The sequence below is a fragment of the Myxococcales bacterium genome (genome assembly GCA_016716835.1).
Taxonomy (GTDB): domain Bacteria; phylum Myxococcota_A; class Polyangia; order Haliangiales; family Haliangiaceae; genus JADJUW01.
In genome coordinates this window covers 1-18645 of sequence record JADJUW010000006.1, presented here as the reverse complement: position 1 = coordinate 18645, position 18645 = coordinate 1, and the positions used below count along the sequence as shown (strand labels likewise).

Here is an 18645-nt window from a genome sequence, read left to right as displayed (position 1 = left end):
CGCCATCATCGTCCAGCCGCCCCGGTCGGGTTCGTACATCGCGCTCGCATCGCCGCGCGCGTAGCCCTTGGGATAGGCGTGACAGCCCATTTCGCCATTGACGACAAAGAAAGCCGTGGGCTTTTCCATGCCATAGGCCGGGTTTCTGCCAGAATACGTTCAATCTCGCGGATGTGGTGCAGCACCTGTTCATCCGGCGTGGCGGCTTCGGCCATGAACGCGGCCAGACCGGCGGCAGGCGCCAGAACCGCAGGCGCGGCTTTCAGGAATTGTCTGCGGGTGGTATTGCTGGAATCAGCCATGACGTGATCCTCTCGTGATCCGTTGCGGTTAGGGCTGGGTCGCTGCGTCAACAGCTTCTCGGCCCGATTAGAAACTTACATAAGTTATGCCGACTGTCAACATGCTAGTTGACGCGGCTTGTGCTAGTGCTGTAATCATCCCCGCATGGAACAAGAACTCAAATCATTCAGGCTCAACCTTGTCATCACCCCGTCGCAGGTCGCAGCGATTGACGAGTGGCGTCGGGCGCAACCGGACTTGCCCAGCCGATCCGAAGCCATTCGGCGGCTGGTGAGCGAAGCCCTCAAGATAACCGATGGAAAGGAAACACCGTGAACCCGAGAACCGTTATTGCCATTGCCGCCGCTGCGATTGTGTCCGCCTGCGCATCAACGATTGCCACGCCGCGCGCCATATCGAAGTCAGAAGCCGCAACAGCCAAGGCTACAATCAAATCCCACCTGCGCGCCCCTGACAGCGCCCAGTTCGGTGATATGCGCGCGTACTCGCTGGCCAACGGCGAAACCGCATATTGCGTCAGCCTGAACGCCCAAAACGGTTTTGGCGGAATGACAGGATTCCAACCAGCATTGGTCAACATGAAGCCTGGGCGCGCGCCTCTCGTATGGCTTGACGATCTGGCCGCTTATGAATGTGGCAACCTCTCTGCCGGAAGATCGGCCCGCGTTTAACCCCGCTCCACCGGCGGTATGCAAAGCGGGTTGTCGCCCTCATTCCGCCCGGTCAGGTACGCCCGGCACATATCAGCCAGCGTTTCCAGTTCCCAAGGCTCAGACAGCCGCCCGGTCGCCTGCACGAATGGCGCGATGATGTGCCAGTCGGTCGGTTCCTCGCCCATGCCGTTTGATCGCGTCGGCCCCAGCGCCATCATCGCATCAATTAGGTACTGCCCAGCGTCTATTTCGGGCAGGCCGGGTTCAACCGGCTCGCCCCTTTTCTCTGCCCGTTCGGCCAGCAGCCCCATCCTGGTCGTCGGCCATCCCTCGGGCTTGCTGTGCAGATACCCAAGCTGCGCCGCGTAGAGCGTCAGCCTTTTGCGGTTGCGCCCAAAAAAGCATCATCCTCGCGCGCCGCGTCGATCACCTGTTGGGCAAAAGACGGCTTGAGCCATTCGGCCATCTCGGCATCGCGCCGCGCCTCGAATGCATCTTCGTCTTCGTCGTCCTTGCGGGTGATGCCGTTGCCGGCGCGCATCAGGTGCGGCAAGCTGAACATATTCAGATCGAAAAACCACGCGCAGTCCTCGGAGCTGGCGGTAATGTCGCGCAATTCGCCTGTCGTCTGGTCTTTGCGCTGCACCCCCTCGAAGCCGGTGACGAACCGCGCCGCGCTTTCGCCCAGCGACTTCTGAATATCCATCGCCTCTTCGTCGGTTTTCTTGCCCTTGGCCTTTTTCATCCGCGCGGCCTCTTCGGCGCGCATTACCGCCTGTGCCGACCGGCTGGATGCGCCCTTGACCAGCACGATGCACGGTTTTTTCCCGTCGCTGATCGGCTCGCCGGTCGATTGTGCCTTGATCTGCATACGGATCGGGGTTTCTGCCGCCGTGCGGCTGTCGTACTTTCCGAAATCCAATGTCGTATTCCTTGTGGTTCTGGTTCAGGTCGGGACCGGACGGGCGAACCACATCCGTCCGGTCCCTAGCCGCTTGCGCGGATCAGACGTAGACAAACCCGCTGTTCACGCGGATAATCCAAGTCGCGCCCTTCTCGACCGAGGTGCTGCGCTCGGTTTCCTGCCAGTTGGCGACAAGCCCCTGAAAGTAGACGATCTTGCCGTCGGCGTCGGTCATCTCCCACCATACGTTGGTGTTGGTGTTCGACAGCCCGCGGATGGTCGCATAGGTGCTGTCCGATGCGTCGAAGGCGACGGAAATATTGACTTCACCGCCGCTTTTCGCGCCGTTGACGTACCTGTCAAATCCACTTTCCAGGGTCTGGACGGTGATCGCGGACGACGTGACACCCATCGCGCCAACCGATTTGATATTGCCGAGGTCAGCGAATGATTTCGCCGCGTAGTCAGACGCGGTCGCGTCGGCATCGAAATTGCCGGTGACGTGGCCGAGAATGCCGCCGATCCATGATGTGAGGTCAGCCATTTTTTGCCCTTTCATTTGGCAAGCGAACAGGCCCGCCAGAGCGGGTTGTTGATGTTCGCGGTTGGTTGTTCGCCTGCTGTTCGCCAGTCCGGGCAGCCCGCAGGCCGGGGCAAAGGTTTACGGCGCGCCGAGTAGGTCTCTGGTCGCACCGCTCATTGACCGTATCCGGTCACGATATTCCGCCGGCACATCGCGCCAGCGTTTCAGGTATCTGTCGGGCAGCGGCGATGCGCCGTTGCGTTCGAGCCAATGCGTTTCGCCGTGAAAATGCGCCATTGGCGACATTGGAATTCCGCACAGGACAGCCCGGTCAAAGCCAAGGTCGATCAGCGCGACTTTCGCCGCGAACATGCCGGATGAACCCGAATGCTCCTGCCCCGGAAAGCAGTATGCGGTTGCGATTGCCCCGTCCGGGGCGTGGCGCAGATCGTGGGTATAGAGCGGCGACGCCGGGTAGCCTTTCGCCGCGCGGGACGCCACCCAGCCCTTGTTGATCCAGAACTGCGGATGCAGCGAAACCCAGGCGTCCAACTCGCCCGGCCATTCCGCGCCCGCGTCGTTGCAGGCAACACACCCGTCCACAGGGCCGGTGTAGGCGGCAAGGTCGTCGTGCAGGCAAGCGGCGGCGCCCAAAACTAGGCAGGTCGCCACACCCGGCCCCACGTCACGTCAGGACCGACCCAGTACCCCGGCACAAGGTCATTGATTGCCGCCCGAACGGACGGCCAACTTGCATCATGGCCCAGCATCCAGCCGCCGGGTTTGATCTTCGGCCCCCAAGCTGCGATGTCAGCCCGAACGCCCTTTTCGCTGTGATCGGCGTCGATGAAAACGAAATCAAGGCTTGCATCATCGACTTGCGCGGCGACCTCCACAGTCCAACCCTTGATGATGGTTGCCCGCGCGCCGTAGGCGGCCAGCCGGTCGCGGCATGTGCGCTCGTGCTGGTCGTGATCCCAGCCCTCGTAGCCCTCAGGTCCGGGATTGTCAGGTTGCGGCGTCCACAGATCGACGCCGATCATGTGCAGCGACTGGCACTCTTGCAGGACAAACGCCATCGTCGCGCCCTCCCAAAGGCCCAGCTCCGCGCCGCGCGTCCACCCATGCTTGCGCGCCAGCCACGCGATGACCTGCCCACGGCGTTTCATCTTGCCGAACCAATCGACGGTTGGCTGGATCGGCGGGGGGCATACAAAGTCAGCCCGGTCTTTTATAGCCATCAAGATTTATCCGGCACCGGGCCGACATCAATCATGATCGGCGGATGTTGACTGCCGAAAAGGTGGACGTGAATGTTCGCACCGGCATTCAAAGCCGCCAATTGATCTGGCGTTGGTTGCCATGCGGTTTCCATCACATTCACGTCTCCGCCGAACGCCGGATCGTGTCTCACATAATCCCGCACCGGAAGGCCAAGATAGCCTTGGGCCTTGCCGAGAACCCGGTTGAACCCCGGCACTCTCTGGATCATCATATCCAATTCTCCCTTATCCAATCTACGTGCAGCAAGTCATCCATCTTACGCGCCCCATGGAACGCTACTGCCGCCTCGTCGCCGTGCAGACCGCCCTTGCAATGCACCTTGTAGGACGCGATTGACCGCTCCCCGAACAGATCGCGAAACGTGTCAACGTGCTGGCCGCGCTTGCAGTCCTCGATATAGGCCTGATCGCCGATGCGCTTGCCTTCCCACTTGTCGTATTGGTCGCGGCGCTTTGGCGTCATTTCGTGCATCGAGTGCCAGATGTGCGAGTGATCGCCGGTCCATGCCATCGCGGTGCTGCACAACAGGTGCGGCTGGTGAAATTCGTGACACCATTGTAAACACATGCGGATGCGCGGCGATGCGCTCCAGCGACCCGACGATGACGGTATCAAGATCGAAATAGATCGTCGGCCCGGTGAGAAGTCCCGGACGCCACAATTCGCACTTGCTCCACCATCCCGGCCAGTCGGTTTCAAGCGGTATCCGATCACATGGCACCGGCACGTCCGACAGCGCCACAAAGCGATGCGGCAATGTCAGGTGTCGCGCCACGCCCCGTTGCAGCTTGGCCACCCACTCGGCATCGTACCTGCCCCCGCTGCGCATGACGCAGGCGACTGTCAGATCACCCGGCAAAGTAGTCTGCCTGAACCGGGATGCGCCAGTCGGTGCCGTCTGTGTAACCCGGCATGATCCGCGCCGCCTCGGTGATGGTGACGACGCCGCCGGTCCCGGCAAGCCGCAGCGCCTTGGGAAACTGATCGGCCACGTCCTGCGCCAGTGCCAGCGCCGCCGTCGCAAAGCCCCCGGCGCTGGCAACGACAGTAACCTGCATGAACCCCCGCGCGATTACACCGCCGCCGGCCAGCCCCGGCGACTGCCGCGATACCGGCACCATCTGCACTTGCAGGTAGGGCCGGGCCGGGCTGGCGTCCTGGTTATCCCACACCACGCGCGGAGCCGGGCTGCTGATCTTGAGCAGTTCGGTTCCCAAGATTTGCGCGATTGCGGCTTCGTTCATTTCGTCACCTCAGCCGTGCGGGCATCGACAAATTCCGAGAACCGGCGCGCGTTGGCGGAAACGAAGTGCCGGCCGGGAAATTTTGACGTGCCCATTTCAACAGGCAGGGCATGTGGCGCGGTCCACGCAAACCGCTTGACGTCGCCGATTTCCATGCCCTCGATTGCGGTAACGTAACTGTCTGGACCCGTCGCACCATCGACCGTCAGGCTGTTGACCAGTTCGGCGGTATCGACCGGGATTTTGCCGACCTCGAAACTTGTTGCCCCTTGGCCTATGCCGATCTGCGTCGTCTGCGCCGCCTCAAGAACGTCCTGAATGGATTGGCGCATGGTGTATTCCATCGCCTCAACGGTCATTTTGGCGAAGTCCTCAAGCTGAGCCGTGAAAGTCTTGGTCATAGCTTCAACCTCCCGGCCTCTTATACCGCACTTGGTAAATCACCACACAGCGACAACCGATGACATGCTCCGGTCCCGCAGCTGGGTCATGCGGGAACTGCATCTGCGTCCCGTCATCCATCGCAAACGCCTCGTCAAACGCGACAACCTTACCGTCCATCGACTGATGATCGTGTCGCGGGTTCTTCGCGGTGTTGTGCAGCCATTTCTTGTCGGCGCTTTCGACAAGGCCGCCTTCCATCATCTGCCGATGCGCCTCGTTGCGGCCCTGCGCCTGCGCCTTGAAAGCCTCATTCCGGGCGATTGTCTCAGACCGTTCTTTCAGCAGCTTGTTCGAGAACTGCTTTTCAGCACGGGCGCGCGCCGCCGCCGGGACTGCCTCACCGCGCTTGTACGCCGAGAATATCTGTTGCTCAGTCGCCGGGTTTACCTTGTACTTCAGCTTCAGACTGCCGTCGGCCCTGACCGTCACCAAGTCCCGCACACCTTCGGGGGTTTTCATGCCGCGCGTGACGGCATCCAGCCGGTGCGCCCTGGGGCCGTCCAGACCCATGATACCGCCTTCACGGATGCCTGTTCGCGGGTTGACGACGCCGCCTAGCCGCTGCGCCACCTTGCGCGCGCCGATGCCCTCTTGCTGCCCGTCCAGCAGTATCGCGCGAATGACGTCCTCACCGGGGTTGCCGATCTCCGTTACCAACCGCGCGCCGGTTTCGGCAATGATCTGTTCGGCGCGAACGTGCCGCCCGTTGAAGCTGAACGCGCCGGCGATGCCCTTTGGCACCGCGACTGCCACACCGCCAGCAATGAGCGCCGCCCGCGCGGCATCCTCGAGCGGGAACAGCACGGCTTGATTGAGACGGAATAGCTGATCAACACGCCGCCAGTCGTTTGCCTCAACCGCCCGTATCAGCGCGTCAAAATCCAGCGCGCCCTTGGCGTTCTGAATTGCTGCCTCGAACGCCGCCTGTATGGCCGGTTCGTGCTTTGCCATCAGTTCGCGGATGATGCGCCGCTGCTGGCGTGACAGCGCGGCATTGGTCGGGCGTCGGGCCATTCTGCCCCCATGTGCAAAATCCCCGCTAAAAGCGGGGCCAGGTGGTTCAGATTGTCGGGCGGTTTAGTCTGTCGGCAAAAGGTCTGACCGCACAACTATCGCGTAACCGTCTTCATCGACGCGCCCATACCAAACGTTGGATTTTGCCCTCACTTCAACCGCCCTGCCGGATGACTGCGCGCCCAGAAACACTGTCATTGTGGTACTGTCTTCGTCCGGGTGAATGCCGCCACTAGCGACGATGTTCCCCCAAGAAATGACCTTCTCGGCCTCAATACTCATGTCAATCTCTCCAATTCATCGCAACACCCGCCGCAAACGCCGCCTCAAGTATCCGGTCGAACGGGGCGAAATACTCGGGCGGCAGGCTCGCCACGATCCGCGCCGCCTCGATGTCGCCCTGGTCAAGGTGCCAGATAATGCACCAGCATTGGTACGGGCTGGTCATTACCCTGCCTGTTTCGCCGCGTACTTGCTTGGTCCCGGCAACCACAACTCTCCGCTGCGATCCCCCGGCGCGGTGTGGCGCATGTAGTTTTCGCGCGGCTCTCCGGCGATGTTGTTGGTGTCGCGCTGCATCCGGCTGGGGTCGGCAATCTGGTTGTATTCGACCCAATGCCGATCCCGTGGCATCCGTATCGGCGGAACGCGTCTCGTCACGTGGCCCTTGCCGGCAACCAGATCGGCCGGCGTCGCCGGGATTTCCCGATCACCGGCCCGCGCGTCGGCAATGGCGTTCAGTTCGGCATCTTCGCTCATTTCGCAAGGTCCAGTTCATGATACAGCGCCACGCCACCGGGCGCGGTCGTGCGAACCTCAAGAATTTGCGCCCATTCGGTGTTCGCGTCAACCGCCGCCGCCCGGATGCCAACCGCAATCACGTCCGACTTGAGCGGCACTGTCCCGGTGGCGTCAACCATCAGCGTCCGCACCGTCTGCCCGATCAGGGTGCCGTTGATGTCGCGCAGCCGCTGCTCATCGGCCAGCGCGGTCACCTCGAAATAGGCTGCCGTCGCCGCGCCGGTATCCCATGGCGTCACCGGCCCGCCGGATGCCCGCTTGATGGTGCAGACCAGCGCGCCCGATCCGGTAGCCTCGCCAGCCTCGGCCAGAGCGGCCGCGATTTCGGCGGCAATGTCGGTCCCGGCGGTCATGCGCGGCTCAGGTGCATCGTCGCACCGCTCCGAACCAAGCCGGAAAGCAGCCCCTCAACAATCGACAGGCGCGGTATCCACCCATCCATGCCGCCGGCCTTCACCCGCTCCCATGTGATGTTCCCGACGCCAACCAGCACCTTGTCCGCTGCCGGAGTGCTGGTGACAGACAGCTTTCCCGGCGAAACCGCTTCCACCAGCCCGGCCTCGGAAATCGCATGTTTCACCTCGTCCGGTGCGTCATCGTTGTCCCAGTCAGTCAGCCACAGCCCATTATACCGCGCCGCGATATACCGCTGGCCGCGATACAGCGCCGCCTCCTGGTCGGCCTCAACCACCGGCCAGCCGGTCGGCGCCGCCAGCGCGTGATAGGCCGTTGCCTCAGCAGCCGTGACGGCAAGTGTCGTAAAACTCAGCATCCAAGCCACTCCGCGTCAGGCGTTCCAAGGTGTTGCGCCGTCCAGCCCGACATACTGCGCACCCGATCCCGGTCAAAGCCGGAAAGTTGATCCCATACGCCGTGATAGCCGGTCGCGGCCTGCCAGATTTCGGCGTCGAAGAAATGCGGTTCCCGATCCATCGGTATTCCCGCCAGAACAGCCCGATCCGCGCCTAGATCGTGCAACGCAACCTTGGCCGCCATCATGCCGCTTGATCCGCTGCTTTGCTGGCCGGGAAAGCGAAACTCCACCAGATCGCACCATCGCTGGATACGATCCCCATGCACCAGATACTCAATCGCCGGTTCAAACCCATTGGATGCCCGCGCGTCGCGCCATCCGCGCATCTTGTCGGGATGTAGCGTCACCCAGGCATCCAGTCGCCCCGGCCAGATCATCCCGGCGTCGTTACATGCGACCACATAATTCGGCGCAAACAGCGCCAGCGCCGCCGCCCAATCATCCCGAACCCCGGCGGCACCGCCGAGGCAAAGCGCCAGCCTCACAGGTCTGCAAACATCGCCCGCGAAAGATCGTCGCGCAGATCGGCAACCGGCCCCTTCGGGTCATCAACGCCATGCGCTTTCAACCACTCGACCACCTCGCCGCGCTTCATTCCGGCTATGTCGTCGCGGGTCGGCAGGACCGGCACCTTCGCCTCACGCGGCGCAAACCGCGCGTCAATGATCTTGTACCCGGCGGCGTGAAGTTCCGCCTTGCGTTCCGGCGTCACCGGGTGCGGCTCGAAAATTACAGGTTTCTGCGGTTTCATGTCTTGCTCCTAGCCTTGGTGATAGGGGCGGATTGCGCCGCCCCTACTGCAAAAGTCAGGCCAAGCCGACGGCAAGGGTTCCCGCCGTATGCTTGATGTCACTGGCGATTTTATCCCAGTTTGTGCCCGTGCCGATTTCGGCATCGGTCGGGGACTTGCCGCCATAGGTTTCATCCCAGGTGTAGCCTTTCAGCCCCAGCCCGAACGTGTAGTCGATCTGCAAGGTCGTTTCGATCCGCAGATTTCCGTTCGTGGTCTGGATGTTCGACACCACGTCGCCGCCATCGGAGACAGTCGCGGCGCCGGCCACCAGCGACAGAACGCGCCGCTTCGCAGCAACCGCCGGGGAAACCACAGCAGCGGTGTAGAGCGCCGGGGCGTCCGTGATGATGGTCACATTGCCCATGATATCCACGATCCGCACCGTCCCGGCCTGAAACAGCCGTTCGGTGTTGGTCAGGTTCTGACCGACGAACGCGTGATAGCTCGCACCCGACATGATCTGCGCCGCGATCAGCGAGGAATGATCCCCGAACAGCGCATGGCTGTTGTTGACCGTGGCATAGTCGATCACCTTGGCCCCGGAACCGGTGGATACATCAACCGTGGTCGTCGCGCCCTGCTGGCCGATAGCCGCAACCAGCGCCGCAACTGCGGTGTTCAACTGGTCTTTCAACATCGCCTCGGCAAAGTTGCGCGATGCAACCTCGATACCCTCGGCGGTGGGCTTGTTGAGCCATGTCATTTGCGCCGGCTCATACCGGATCGGGCCGAACCCGCCGGCGATCTTGACCGACGAATGTTTGGCCTGGGTCAGGTCAGTTGTGCTGGCCGTGGTGTTGCTGGCATAGCGGTCAACGCGGCGCTGCGCCGAATGGATGGCCGCGTAGAACGATTCCTGCAAGAAATCGCCATCGAAGCCATCCGTGGTCAGGCGGATTGCGCCGCCCGATGCCGCGTTGAACTTGCTGACCATTTGGGCCAGCGTTTCGATAGTCGCGGGCATGAAGTATTGGTTGAACACAACCATTTGAGATGTAGTCATGTCTGTTTCCTTTCGTGAAATCAGAGTGGAGGTTGGGGCACTGCCCTATATGCCCGCCGTCTCATTGAGATCACGGGGTTGCCCGACATGGGCGGTAGTTACTGGGCGAGATCGGGGAATTTGGCGTTCAACGCAGCGATGCGCGCAGCCCTGTCCCCGCCGATGTCGCCTTTTGTCTGATTGCCGTTCATTCCGCGCGTGTTGCCGCGCGCATCGTCGCCCTTGGGAGGCGCGACAAACGCCTTACCTTCGTCGCCGGTAGACCACCGCTTGATGGCCTCGGAAATCGTCATCGGGCCAAGGCCAATATCAAGAGTTGTATCGTCGTCGTCCATCGACACGCGCGGCTCCAACATGGCCCGCGCGGCCTTGACGAAAACGGCGTTGGTGATGCCGGCGGCTGAAAGCGCGTCTGTCAATTCGGCGTTGACCTTGGCCTTGCGGCCCTTGGTGACTTCGCCGGTATACATGCCCTTCCACTCGTCGCGCTCGGCCTCCAGCGTCTTGCGCAACTCGACAAGCTGGCGCTGATGCGCGGCATCGTCGGTCTTGCCGTCTTTGAGCTTCTTCCACGTTTCCGGGTCGAAATCATCAGGCGCGGCCCGCCGTTGCGCGTCCGTCAGCTTGGTTTTGTACGATGACAGGTCCGATTTGGTCCGGTCATAGGCATTGGCAAGCGGCATCACATCCCGATGCCCACGGATGCTGTCCGCGTCGGCGTCCAGATGGAACTTGCCATCATGTTCGACGTAGAGCGGGTGCAGGGTTTCATCAATGTCGTCGAGGGTCTCGACTACGAGTTTGACAGCCATTGGCCTGTCTCCTTTGGTGGGGGTTGTGCCGGGTTCCGGCCTATATCGCATCGCCTTCCAGCAATGCGTATTCTTCTTCGGCGTTACGCTCGTCGGTGTATATCCCGCCGGCCTGACCGCGCGCATAGAGGGTTTCCCAAGCCATGCCGCCGCGCTCGTAGGCGTCGAACAGCGTGGCAAATTCTGCGGCGCTCATGGTGTTGTCGAGCAAGTCGCGCGGGGGCGTGACGACGATTTCGTCCGCAGCCTTTTCATCCATGCCCGAGATCCGCGCCGCGAACCGCAGCGCCTTTTCCAGCAGCGCGGCCGATACCTGCGCCACGCTCAACAGGTTGGCAGTCTCGGATGCAAACCGCAGGCGACGGGCTTCGCCGCTTTCCTGCCCGTTGCCGGATTGCTCAAACATCCGCGCCCCGGCCATGACCGCCGCGTCGATCTGCTTTTGAATGGCGTTGTCATGCGCCGCGATGCCGGAACAGGACGGGCTGACATATTTCAAATCGGGCGTGTTGCCGTCACCGCCATTCATCTGATGCACAACCCCGGCCCCGACACTCGATGGCGCATCGCCGTTGATTGCGACAAGCGTTTCCTGCCCGCTCATGTACAACTGCCAGCGCCAGTCGGCGGATAACTGGTAGGCGTTGATGATGGCATTCGACACGCCGACAAGAGGCGGGGTTTCGACCGCAGCCGTAACATCGCGCGCATTGCCGACCGTGAACGGGACAAAATCAAGCCTTACGCCGCCTTGTGCTACTGGCTCGCTTGCCGCCATCGTTTCGCCCTCGTAAACCGTCGAAACAAACGCGCCGTCCTCAATCGTCAAAACCCGGTGCCGCGTAACCGATTCCCACCGGAACCCGTTTCGCTGGTATCCGCTTTCGTCCAGGACGTAGAAATCCCGGTCCCAGTTGATCAGGCTGTCGCCGGAATACCCGACAAGATACGGATTGCCGCCGGTAGCCGGCGCGGATGCCAAGACGCCATACCGGCCCAGCCATAGCAGATTGCGGGTGATGCCCCGGTGAAACGCCTCAAGTGGCATCCCGTCGCCGTCCGCGTTTTCCCATATCCACGCCATGCCATCAGGAATTTCGATCTGCGTTTCCTTGCCGTGGATGATGCCGATCATCGCCCCGACTGACGGCGCTAGAATTTCCGGCACAATGGCGCGCAGCTTGTAGATGTTGTTGTAGACCGCCAGCCCGCCATCATCCATCGAGGCGAACCCGGACGGCATCGGCAGGTATGTTTGCGCCCGGCGCTTGACTGCGCGCGACCCGTCCATTGTGTCCCGCATCAACTGCCAGTCCGCAATGCGGTCGGCTGTCAAGTCCGGGTGTCGCTCAGTGACATCCATCAGAATAGCCCCGTGACTGCGGTTGTTTTTGTGGTCGGCTGCTCTTTGAGCATCAACTCAGTCAGCGCCCAAACCGTCGCATCTGCCCGGTCGGGCGATCCCTCGCCGGCGTAACCATCCGGCCCGAACAGGCAAAGCTGATCTTCCAGCGCGTCGAATGATCCGACGTGAGAAACCCGGCAGTTGTGGACCAATGCGCCGCCCGCGAAGAATTCGTGGCAACCCTCAACGTGGAGGTTGTAGACCCGCCGCCTTTGCCCTGCTTCGACGCTGCCAATTCCACCATGCAGCGTTGCACTTTGGTGAGCAGAAGCGGACCCAGTTTCCCCGGCTTTGGAACTGCCCACCGCATTGATCGCAGGTGTGCTCTCGGGGTTCGATCTTCTTCCATCGTTCCCTTTGAGATTTCCCGAGTTTGAACATTGCCTCATCAGATAGGAGGCGGTCCGGTCTATAGTGGTGCTTGGCGTGATCTTGCGGCTTGATAACCTGAAGGTTTTCGAGCGAGTTGTTTCCAGAATCGCCGTCGATGTGATGAACGTGCTGCCCGGCAGGGATGTCGCCATACGCGGCCCGCCAAACCGCACGGTGCAGAAGTTCATTGCCAGCGTGGCGAGATGCCCGCCAATAGCCATCACCCTGCCGATAGTATCGAACACCACCGAACTCCACAAATGGCCGCTTTCTCGCGCGTGTTTTCCATCGCTCTGCGGCCCCGCAAGATCGGCACCGGACCCCAGACCTCGACACTGGCGCGCCGCAGTCCCCGCATAAATGTTGCTGTTTTTCCATACGGTTAAAGTATCATTTCCAGGAACAAGTTGTCCAGCGTCGGTAAACCCACGTTGGCAGAAAACCGGGTGATCCGGGGTACATTCAAGCACCCCAGCACCGTGCCGGATAACCAACGTCTCGCGCTCTCCCGTCTGGCCTGCCCAAAGCACCCTTCGCAGCCCCTCGCGCGTCCAAACCCTGTCCCCCGCTCGCACATCTTCAATCGCTACGGGACCGGTGCTTGTCTCAACGGGCATCCCTTCCGCGATGCACTGCTCATAGAGGGCCGCGACCGGCTCGGCCCGCACCACCTTGCCGCGCGTGGCGGTGACTTCCTTATAGCTGACCTTGCGATCCGCCGTGCGAATGACCGCCTCAACCATCGCGCCGCCGTAGTTGCGTTCCGCAACGATCCGGTCGGCATTGAACTCGTGATAGGCGGCAACCGCGCGCCTTGCCCAGCCATCCGGTGACAGCTTGCATGTCCGATCCGCCAGCACATAGGCCCGACCGTCGATGCCCTTGCCCGCAACGATGATGCCCTGGCTGTCGCCGTCGTCTGCATCCCCGGCGCTGCCACTCGGGTCGATTGCGACCACGATCCGCTGCATGTCCGGGGCCGTCTTCACTCTGGCCGCGTCGATCAGTTCCCGGCTAAACAACGCGCCGGGCAGATCGTCAAGGATCTCGGCATACAGTTCCTGCCGGCCTAGCCGGGTGCCGTCATAGTCCCTGCGCAGTTTTTCAATCGCAGACGGCGCAAGGTTCGCGGCGTTGTCAAAAGTGCTGCCCCGCGTCAAGACTGTGCCGCCATCCCTCGCCAGTTTCCGCACCAGCGGATTAGGCTTTGGCGTTGACGTGACCACGGCGCGGGGGTCATCGCCAAGGCGAAGCCCGAACATCGCCATATCCCAGGCTTCCGGCCGGCGCCATGATCCCAATTCATCGGCCCAAAGCGCGTCCGATTGTGGCCCGCGCAGTCGCTCCGGTTCATCAGCCGAAAACAGCGTAGCCATTGCGCCATTCGCCCAAGTCAAGCGGCGCTTCGACGGCTCGTAAAGCGGCCGCCCCAGTTCTTCACCGGCAGCGCTCCGGTCCCCCGACCAGCATACCGACAGGATGCCGCTATCGCCCTCAACCATCACGTCGCGCGCATCAGCAGCAGTCGGCGCGATCAGTGCAATCCGCTTGCGCCCAGCAATGACCTGTTCCCTGACCCATTCGGCCCCGGCCCTGGTCTTGCCGGCACCGCGACCAGCCATGAAAAACCAAACGCGCCAGTCACCATCCGGGGCAACCTGCGACGGTCGCGCCCACCAGCCGCGCCAGCGCCAGTTAAGAGCCGCCTTCGCTTCCGGCGTCAGTGTCGCCAGTTCCGCCATCATCAGCGCGGGCTGCGAGGCCAGCCATGCGGCGGGTGAAAGCATCTGCGTCATTGGTCACAACATCCATCTGGATAGTGCCACGAACCTCGGAGTTAATTCGCTGTGGCTGGTCCAGTCCGAACAGCTTCACCTTGCCATTTATTGCCGAGACGGCGGCGCTCGGGTTGGCCTCTGCGATTGCCAATTGTCGGGCGGCTTCGTATTCCTCGAATGCCACCTTGACCGTGTAGAGCGACATTGATGCCGCCTGATCCTGAAGCTCGACAACCCTTGCAGATATCTTGCTGTCGGCCAGCAACCGCGATGCCGCGCTATAGATGGTGCTGTGCTGGGTCGCGGCCTTGACGTCATAGGCGCGGCGGTATGCCTCGGCTGCGTTGCCGGTCTCGACATATGCCAGCGCGAACGCGTCCTGTTTGGCCGTCAATCCCGGCCCGGTTGCACGTTTCGCCATGTCGTCACCTTGGGATGTCCCGCCGTCCACAATTCGGCCCTTCGATGCCTCGCCCCGAACCGTTGACGCTTTCGCGCATGGGGAATGACGGGCGGCGGTTGGCCCGTGTGGAGTAGGGGCGGATAAGTAACCCGCCATGGTGCGCATCGCAGAGAGGCGTGGCGGGTCTTGTTGGGTTGAGCGCGACAGTGCGGGATTCGAACCCGCGAACCCGAGCCACCGGGCTTTTTCCGTCGATCACCATTCAACCACTCTGGCAACCGCCGCGCTCATGGGGTGTGACAGCGCCCTGTTGGCTATGCTGGTCGGGCCGGACCTTGTGTTCTGTTGTCACACCGCATCAAAGCGGCTGAATCGAAACGCCGCGCAGGTTTCCCCGGCGGCGCAACTTTCCAAGGGGGGGGGGGGGGGGGGGCGGGGGCGGGGCCGGGGCCCCGGGGGGGGGGGCCCCGGGGGCCGGGGGGGCGGGGGGGGGGGGGGCCCGCGGGGGCGGGGGGGCGCGGGGGGGGGGCGGGGGGGGGGCGGGGGGGGGGGGCCGGGGGGGGGGCCCGGGGGGGGAGGGTTATCGAATTCTGTTCGATCCGTCGCAGAATGTCAACCCGCTTCACATCACCCGATCCAGCGCCAGCATAGCCGCGACAAACCGCTTGCCGGCGCGGGTGACGACGCCAGACACGACAGCAACGGCCCCGTGGCGATAGACCCTGAATATCGCGGCGCTGTCGGCGGCATCAAGGCGGCCAAGATAGCCCTGCCAACGCATCCAGCCGGTGACGGCATCGCGGTCGCGTTCGTCCTGGGTGCGTAAGTCGGGCCGGTCGTCGTCGCGGGTTTCAAACCGCTCTTGCATCATTTCCAGCTTGGCGGTTTTGGCGTGGATGCTTTTGCCGATGCTGCGGTGGTATCGCGCCTCTGCGGTCGTCATGGTGACAAACCATTGCCAAAGCCGCTCGGCGGTATCGGGGTCGCACGTCAACGCCAGCGTGCGGCCCTCTGGCTCACCGATCATCGCCGCGCGCATTTCGTCTGCCTTTTCCTCGGGTACGCCCATTTGGCGGCATCGGGCTTTCAGGGCTACATCCATTGTCTCGCGCTTGATTTCCGCCATTCTGGCCGCCCCTCGTTTTTTCGGTCGCGGCACTGGCGCAACCGCCGCCCACTTTGCCCGCGCATCAGCACCCTTGCCGCGTCTGTCGCCTCGCCCCATGTCCTGCCCCTCTGTTTGCCCGTATGCGCCCGTCTGCCCGTTCTGGTGTCGCGGCTTGCGCCTGTAGCCCGGCCCTAGCGCGTCTGGCGCTTTCCGTATCTCTGCACCGCCTCATTGATGAACGCCTGCCTGATCCAGTCGTCTATGACCGTCTCCGGGTCGATCACCACCAGCCCGTATTGCTGCCATGCGTGGCGGCAGGCATCGGCGTTGCGGCGTTCGGCCTCTGCGCCAGTCGGCGGGTCCGCGTTGGCTTGGTGATAGATGCCGCTGATCCTCATTCCCCGGCCTCGCGCTTTTCGTGGCGCGCGATGGCCTTGGCGATTTCCTCGGCCATTTCGAGAATGGCGCGGCGGAAGGCGGCTATGCGTTCGGCGTCGGTCATTCCCCCGCCCCCCGCATTGCTGCCAGCGCCCGTTCGCTGCGTTGCCGCTGGCGGATTTCATCGGCCATGGCGATTATCGCGGCGTCCGATGCCGCGCGGGCCATGCCGTTTGCCTGCAATTCGCGGGCCGTGGCCTCGTGGGCGGCCTTGGCAGCTGCGATCTGCGCTTGCTGGTGTGGTGTCATTCTGCGGCCATCCTTGCGCATCCGCCCCATTGGGTTGCCATTGCCTGTGCGATGCCTGGGAAAAACCGGCTGCGCTCGCGCCACCTGTCCGGGCCGGGGCTGGCGCGATGAACACTCTCGCGCGCTGTGGCGCCATCAAGCGATCCTGTTGCCGCCAAGGCTGGTAGTCCCCGCAGCCACAGACAGGTGCGCTTGCGCTCATTATCCGGACTGTCAGGATCATCGCCGAATTGCCATGGCTGCACCGTCTGCGCGGCGGGCTGGAAATTCTCGATCCGCTCCTTCGCGTGGCGGTGCATCACCGGGTTTTCTACGGCCACGCGGGGGATGTGCGGCACATTCCAGACTGCCGAGAACAGCGCCGCGCCTTCGTCCAGTTCGGCCCACATTTCCGCCAAGGAGCGCCCCGGAGGCGGGACATGAAGCCACCGAACGCCGGAATTGCATAGCCTCGTGCAGGGCGGATGCATCACCGCCAGCAAATCCCAATCGCCTTGCATCACGTCGCGCACATCGCCGATGATATGCCGATTGCTAGGCGTCTCGGCCGGCAATAGATCGCAGGACCATGCGTCATGCCCGGCGGCAAGGAATGCATCACGAACGACGCCAGATTGCTCGCACCCGATCAGGACCTTCATTTCACCGCCTCATAGGTCACATGCTTGCCGCCGCCGACCTTCGCCGCCCTGCCTGCCGTAACCAGCCGTATGATTGCGGATTCAACCGCGGATTTGGAAATTCCGGTGGCGTCGATGATTTCCACGCGGCGAATGCCGGGGTTCTCGGCGATCACGTCCATGATGCGTTCCAGGTTCGCGTGGGCTTTCTTTTCCTGAGCGGAATGGCCTTGGCTGCCTGGGAAGCCCTTCATGTGGCCCTCAGACCGCGCCAGTTCTGCCCATGTCATCGCCGGGCGCGGCTTGGCCTTGGCCGGCAGCGTTGACGGGCGGGGTTGGGTGCCGAATGGGGTCATGCTGATTTCCTCTTGCGGCCCGGTGTCCCGGCAGTCGGCCAGTTGATCCCTTTGGCGCGGATCACGGCATTCAGATTTTGCACCGACGTTTCTAGACGCCGCGCAGCTTCTGTTTGCGTGATCCCCAGCGCCGCCAGCGCCTCGACCAACGCTACCCGCTCGCGCTTGTGGCGATAGGTCATTTCTGCCCATGTCTCCATCAAACCCGCTCCCCTTCGCCGTCCCAGTCGTGCGCCGCGATCCGCTTCGGGGCCGGGATTGCCGTGCCGCGCTGCCGGGGCGTGTCATCAAGACATTCGGCGTCTGCGTGGCGTTTTTTCCACTCGGATTCCATATTCAGGGCAACCGCTTCGCCGTAAACGCTCTTTGCCGAGAAGAACAAACCGCTGCGGTATCCAGCCATCTGTGCAGGCGTCACATACCCGGCGCGCAGCAAAGCCACGGCGGGCCTGCCGTACAGAAACCCGTCGCCCACCGCCTCGCCTCGGCTCATGCGTCCGGCATTGATTGCCAGCGGATCGGCCTCGTAGCCTTGCGTGAATTTCGGCTGTGTAGTGCCGCGCAGCGAAAGTGCGGCCTTCTTGATTTCGCCCTCTGTCGGCCAAGCCCGCGTTGTCGATTCCTCGGCCAGCCTGTCTTCGAATTTCTGCCACCATTCGTCCATCCCGGACGTTGGCGCAAACCGCAGGACGCAGCGGACCAATGCCGCCAGTTCCTCGCGCACAACCTGCGGCTTGTCGGCAATGCCACGCGGTGCGGTGCGGCGATCCAGATATGCCCGGACCTTGCCGGTGAAAAAATTATCGCGGTCTGATTTGTCAAAATGGCTCATCGGTTTCTATTGATCTCCAAGGCATCGGCCATGATTGCATCCATATCGAACGCTGGCCTCGGTTTCAGGATTTGGGTGATGAACGGGACCGGATCGCCGGTGGCTGATTTCCTGGCTTCGGACAGGGCGTCGAACAGCGCCGTGGCGCCGTGATCCCGCAGCCACTTTCCGATTACCGAACGGGCAGACTTTTCATCGACGCCACGCTCGCAGAGAAACGGGACGCCTCGCTTCCAAATCGCTTGTTTGGTGGCATCGACGGCCACGCCGTCAGATGCGTTAGCATCTGTTATATCTGTATCTGTATCTGTATGGTTGAACGGTTGTTGAACACCCGTTGCCATGCCGACCTTGTTTTCATTGCACTTTTTCGCGCTGATTTTTCCGGCCTTAGAATTATTTTTCAACTTGTCCGAACGCTTTGCGATTTCGACGTCTGAACGGCGGTTTGATATGCGCCCGTTTTCGACATAAAACTTGCCAAGTTCGATC

General features: G+C 62.3%; 32 protein-coding genes and 2 pseudogenes. 2 read left to right on the top strand and 32 right to left on the bottom strand.

From position 1 onward, the window contains the following. Positions 1-5: 5 nt before the first annotated feature. A complete protein-coding gene (locus IPL79_20380) occupies positions 6-302 on the bottom strand; it encodes a twin-arginine translocation signal domain-containing protein (protein ID MBK9073332.1) in 297 nt (98 codons plus the stop codon). A gap of 145 nt (positions 303-447) precedes the next feature. Between IPL79_20380 and IPL79_20375 the strand changes: the two genes are divergently transcribed. Together IPL79_20375 and IPL79_20370 are read left to right on the top strand one after the other, a co-directional pair. Next, entirely contained in the window at positions 448-618 is a 171-nt protein-coding gene (locus tag IPL79_20375; protein MBK9073331.1) for a hypothetical protein, read from the top strand. Beyond that, positions 615-974 carry a hypothetical protein gene (locus IPL79_20370; protein ID MBK9073330.1) on the top strand — a complete coding sequence of 120 codons (360 nt, stop codon included), beginning with the start codon at positions 615-617 and terminating at the stop codon, positions 972-974. Before IPL79_20375 ends, IPL79_20370 begins: the two co-directional genes overlap by 4 nt. Here IPL79_20370 and IPL79_20365 read toward each other — a convergent pair. The 31 genes and pseudogenes from IPL79_20365 to IPL79_20215 form a co-directional block, all read right to left on the bottom strand. Further along, positions 971-1267 (bottom strand): hypothetical protein, encoded by a 297-nt coding sequence (locus IPL79_20365; GenBank protein ID MBK9073329.1) that lies wholly within the window; start codon positions 1265-1267, stop codon positions 971-973. The genes IPL79_20370 and IPL79_20365 overlap by 4 nt on opposite strands. A gap of 62 nt (positions 1268-1329) precedes the next feature. Then, complete coding sequence (locus IPL79_20360) at positions 1330-1878, bottom strand: hypothetical protein (GenBank protein MBK9073328.1); 549 nt, start codon at positions 1876-1878, stop codon at positions 1330-1332. An 82-nt stretch (positions 1879-1960) separates the two neighbouring features. Beyond that, positions 1961-2404 carry a hypothetical protein gene (locus tag IPL79_20355; GenBank protein MBK9073327.1) on the bottom strand — a complete coding sequence of 148 codons (444 nt, stop codon included), beginning with the start codon at positions 2402-2404 and terminating at the stop codon, positions 1961-1963. Between the two features lie 117 nt (positions 2405-2521). Then, positions 2522-3055: a hypothetical protein gene (locus IPL79_20350; GenBank protein ID MBK9073326.1), complete on the bottom strand. Its 534-nt coding sequence runs from the start codon at positions 3053-3055 to the stop codon at positions 2522-2524. Next, positions 3040-3552: a class I SAM-dependent methyltransferase gene (locus tag IPL79_20345; protein ID MBK9073325.1), complete on the bottom strand. Its 513-nt coding sequence runs from the start codon at positions 3550-3552 to the stop codon at positions 3040-3042. Before IPL79_20345 ends, IPL79_20350 begins: the two co-directional genes overlap by 16 nt. Before the next feature lie 71 nt (positions 3553-3623). Further along, on the bottom strand, positions 3624-3878 hold the full coding sequence (locus IPL79_20340) for a hypothetical protein (protein ID MBK9073324.1): 255 nt from the start codon (positions 3876-3878) through the stop codon (positions 3624-3626). Beyond that, entirely contained in the window at positions 3875-4177 is a 303-nt protein-coding gene (locus IPL79_20335) for a hypothetical protein (protein MBK9073323.1), read from the bottom strand. The genes IPL79_20340 and IPL79_20335 overlap by 4 nt, the downstream gene beginning before the upstream one ends. A gap of 338 nt (positions 4178-4515) precedes the next feature. Then, entirely contained in the window at positions 4516-4911 is a 396-nt protein-coding gene (locus IPL79_20330) for a hypothetical protein (protein MBK9073322.1), read from the bottom strand. Next, entirely contained in the window at positions 4908-5312 is a 405-nt protein-coding gene (locus tag IPL79_20325; GenBank protein ID MBK9073321.1) for a hypothetical protein, read from the bottom strand. Before IPL79_20325 ends, IPL79_20330 begins: the two co-directional genes overlap by 4 nt. A 4-nt stretch (positions 5313-5316) precedes the next feature. Beyond that, positions 5317-6369, bottom strand: coding sequence for a hypothetical protein (locus IPL79_20320; protein ID MBK9073320.1), 1053 nt, complete (start codon positions 6367-6369; stop codon positions 5317-5319). 283 nt (positions 6370-6652) lie between these two features. Next, on the bottom strand, positions 6653-6817 hold the full coding sequence (locus tag IPL79_20315; protein MBK9073319.1) for a hypothetical protein: 165 nt from the start codon (positions 6815-6817) through the stop codon (positions 6653-6655). Then, entirely contained in the window at positions 6817-7128 is a 312-nt protein-coding gene (locus tag IPL79_20310) for a hypothetical protein (protein ID MBK9073318.1), read from the bottom strand. Before IPL79_20310 ends, IPL79_20315 begins: the two co-directional genes overlap by 1 nt. After that, positions 7125-7523 (bottom strand): hypothetical protein, encoded by a 399-nt coding sequence (locus tag IPL79_20305; GenBank protein ID MBK9073317.1) that lies wholly within the window; start codon positions 7521-7523, stop codon positions 7125-7127. The genes IPL79_20310 and IPL79_20305 overlap by 4 nt, the downstream gene beginning before the upstream one ends. Beyond that, positions 7520-7942, bottom strand: coding sequence for a hypothetical protein (locus tag IPL79_20300; GenBank protein ID MBK9073316.1), 423 nt, complete (start codon positions 7940-7942; stop codon positions 7520-7522). Before IPL79_20300 ends, IPL79_20305 begins: the two co-directional genes overlap by 4 nt. Beyond that, on the bottom strand, positions 7936-8469 hold the full coding sequence (locus IPL79_20295; GenBank protein MBK9073315.1) for a hypothetical protein: 534 nt from the start codon (positions 8467-8469) through the stop codon (positions 7936-7938). The genes IPL79_20300 and IPL79_20295 overlap by 7 nt, the downstream gene beginning before the upstream one ends. Continuing rightward, a complete protein-coding gene (locus IPL79_20290; GenBank protein ID MBK9073314.1) occupies positions 8466-8735 on the bottom strand; it encodes a hypothetical protein in 270 nt (89 codons plus the stop codon). The genes IPL79_20295 and IPL79_20290 overlap by 4 nt, the downstream gene beginning before the upstream one ends. Positions 8736-8790: 55 nt before the next feature. Next, positions 8791-9780, bottom strand: coding sequence for a hypothetical protein (locus IPL79_20285; protein MBK9073313.1), 990 nt, complete (start codon positions 9778-9780; stop codon positions 8791-8793). Positions 9781-9878: 98 nt separating this feature from the next. Continuing rightward, positions 9879-10250 (bottom strand): hypothetical protein, encoded by a 372-nt coding sequence (locus IPL79_20280; GenBank protein MBK9073312.1) that lies wholly within the window; start codon positions 10248-10250, stop codon positions 9879-9881. 382 nt (positions 10251-10632) lie between these two features. Further along, a complete protein-coding gene (locus IPL79_20275) occupies positions 10633-11370 on the bottom strand; it encodes a DUF4055 domain-containing protein (GenBank protein ID MBK9073311.1) in 738 nt (245 codons plus the stop codon). Between the two features lie 584 nt (positions 11371-11954). Beyond that, positions 11955-12134: pseudogene (locus IPL79_20270) on the bottom strand (hypothetical protein). Between the two features lie 46 nt (positions 12135-12180). Further along, on the bottom strand, positions 12181-12747 hold the full coding sequence (locus IPL79_20265) for an HNH endonuclease (GenBank protein MBK9073310.1): 567 nt from the start codon (positions 12745-12747) through the stop codon (positions 12181-12183). Positions 12748-13001: 254 nt separating this feature from the next. After that, a pseudogene (locus tag IPL79_20260) lies at positions 13002-14165 on the bottom strand (DNA-packaging protein). After that, positions 14065-14568 (bottom strand): terminase small subunit, encoded by a 504-nt coding sequence (locus IPL79_20255; protein MBK9073309.1) that lies wholly within the window; start codon positions 14566-14568, stop codon positions 14065-14067. The pseudogene IPL79_20260 and the gene IPL79_20255 overlap by 101 nt, the downstream one beginning before the upstream one ends. Before the next feature lie 604 nt (positions 14569-15172). Continuing rightward, on the bottom strand, positions 15173-15676 hold the full coding sequence (locus tag IPL79_20250; protein MBK9073308.1) for a hypothetical protein: 504 nt from the start codon (positions 15674-15676) through the stop codon (positions 15173-15175). 173 nt (positions 15677-15849) lie between these two features. Beyond that, positions 15850-16056 (bottom strand): hypothetical protein, encoded by a 207-nt coding sequence (locus tag IPL79_20245; protein ID MBK9073307.1) that lies wholly within the window; start codon positions 16054-16056, stop codon positions 15850-15852. A gap of 100 nt (positions 16057-16156) precedes the next feature. Beyond that, positions 16157-16345, bottom strand: a complete 189-nt coding sequence (locus IPL79_20240) for a hypothetical protein (protein ID MBK9073306.1) — start codon at positions 16343-16345, stop codon at positions 16157-16159. Beyond that, complete coding sequence (locus IPL79_20235; GenBank protein MBK9073305.1) at positions 16342-16986, bottom strand: hypothetical protein; 645 nt, start codon at positions 16984-16986, stop codon at positions 16342-16344. Before IPL79_20235 ends, IPL79_20240 begins: the two co-directional genes overlap by 4 nt. Then, positions 16983-17321, bottom strand: coding sequence for a winged helix-turn-helix domain-containing protein (locus IPL79_20230; GenBank protein MBK9073304.1), 339 nt, complete (start codon positions 17319-17321; stop codon positions 16983-16985). Before IPL79_20230 ends, IPL79_20235 begins: the two co-directional genes overlap by 4 nt. Next, positions 17318-17524: a hypothetical protein gene (locus tag IPL79_20225; protein ID MBK9073303.1), complete on the bottom strand. Its 207-nt coding sequence runs from the start codon at positions 17522-17524 to the stop codon at positions 17318-17320. Before IPL79_20225 ends, IPL79_20230 begins: the two co-directional genes overlap by 4 nt. After that, positions 17521-18153 (bottom strand): hypothetical protein, encoded by a 633-nt coding sequence (locus tag IPL79_20220; GenBank protein MBK9073302.1) that lies wholly within the window; start codon positions 18151-18153, stop codon positions 17521-17523. Before IPL79_20220 ends, IPL79_20225 begins: the two co-directional genes overlap by 4 nt. Next, the coding region (locus IPL79_20215; GenBank protein MBK9073301.1) for a hypothetical protein at positions 18150-18645 on the bottom strand (496 nt) is incomplete at its 5' end. The genes IPL79_20220 and IPL79_20215, both read right to left, overlap by 4 nt.